General features: G+C 45.9%; 3 protein-coding genes. All 3 read right to left on the minus strand.

The features are described from left to right. On the minus strand, nucleotides 1-400 hold a 400-nt coding region (locus MOZ60_RS11505), incomplete at its 3' end, for an IS66 family transposase (protein WP_370596792.1). 255 nt (nucleotides 401-655) lie between these two features. Beyond that, complete coding sequence (gene tnpB, locus MOZ60_RS11510) at nucleotides 656-1009, minus strand: IS66 family insertion sequence element accessory protein TnpB (RefSeq protein ID WP_108774905.1); 354 nt, start codon at nucleotides 1007-1009, stop codon at nucleotides 656-658. After that, on the minus strand, nucleotides 1002-1211 hold a 210-nt coding region (locus tag MOZ60_RS11515; RefSeq protein WP_370596793.1), incomplete at its 5' end, for a hypothetical protein. The genes tnpB and MOZ60_RS11515, both read right to left, overlap by 8 nt.

The raw sequence follows: 1211 nt of genomic DNA on the forward strand, positions 1-1211 counted from the left end.
GTTCTTCAGACAGTCTTTTCCACTTTCCTTTGCCGTACTGCTTGTTAAGTTCGTCTTCCGTAAGCTCAAGATATTCATCTCTGTGATTGGTAATCTTCTGCCAGTCTTCCTGCTTTTTACCTTTAGCCTTTTTCTTCTTTGGTGCAGCTTCATCCAGTACAGGATCAGCTGCCTTTTCATCAGAAATCTCTTCTGCCTCATTCAGGCCGAGATCAAACTGCAGCTGCTGAACAAATTGGGATGACTCTGTCTTTCTTCCAAATGATCTCTGATTCATCAGGCGGATTTGCTCGGTAAGTTCATCAATGTGACGTGTCAGGGTTTCAATAGTTTCCTGCTGATTCATAATCAGCTTTACCAGAATGGAAACTGGCATGGCTTCAAGTTCTTCCTGACTCATCTTCGGTGTGCTCATGCCATAGGTATACACGAATAAAATGCACGTTTCAACCAGCCGAAATTGTGGAAAACTTCCGCAATGTTCAGTGGTTATGAAGACGTGCGCCTGCCTTTTTATCACGTATTATCAGGCAGTTTTCGAGTCGCTGTAAAGCAGCACAGGCAGTAGCTGAATACAAACAGTCCTGCCTGAAAGCGAGCCTTAAATGGCTTCTAATCAGGCCGTTCTCCAGAAAAACTGTGGAAAAGAAAATTTTTATCCTGTGTACTTAGGATGAGAAGGATGAATGGAAGACTCGATGGCAAATCCGGTCATCAGGTTGTGATACTGCTCAGGTGTCATGGCTTTCAGCTCGCTGCTTGATCTTGGCCACTGAAACCTGCCATTCGCCAGGCGTTTGTACAAAAGCAGAAAGCCGTCTCCATCCCAGAGCAGGCCCTTCAGCCGGTCGGTTCTCCTTCCACAGAAGAGAAAGAGTGTTCCTTCGTCATATGGATCCAGCTTGAATACTTCCTGGATCGTGCAGGCCAGTCCATCAACTCCATATCTCAGATCCGTATAGCCGCAGGCAATATAGATCTTCTTAAACGAATTTCCGTCTTTAAACATTGGACAGCGCCCTCATGATCCGGACAAGCATAGCATCCGATATGTCTTCATTCAGGTTAACCGTCATGCCATCTTTTTCAATCTGGGCGACAGAATGCGGCTTTACCGGAACCGGGCATTTTAGCTCAGCGATATCCAGGGCAGGACTGTTCGCTTCAGCAGGTTTGTTTACTTCAGAAAGAAGAAGATCTGTGCCTACCTG

It is taken from the genome of Grylomicrobium aquisgranense (assembly GCF_033971865.1).
Taxonomy (GTDB): domain Bacteria; phylum Bacillota_I; class Bacilli_A; order Erysipelotrichales; family Erysipelotrichaceae; genus Bulleidia; species Bulleidia massiliensis.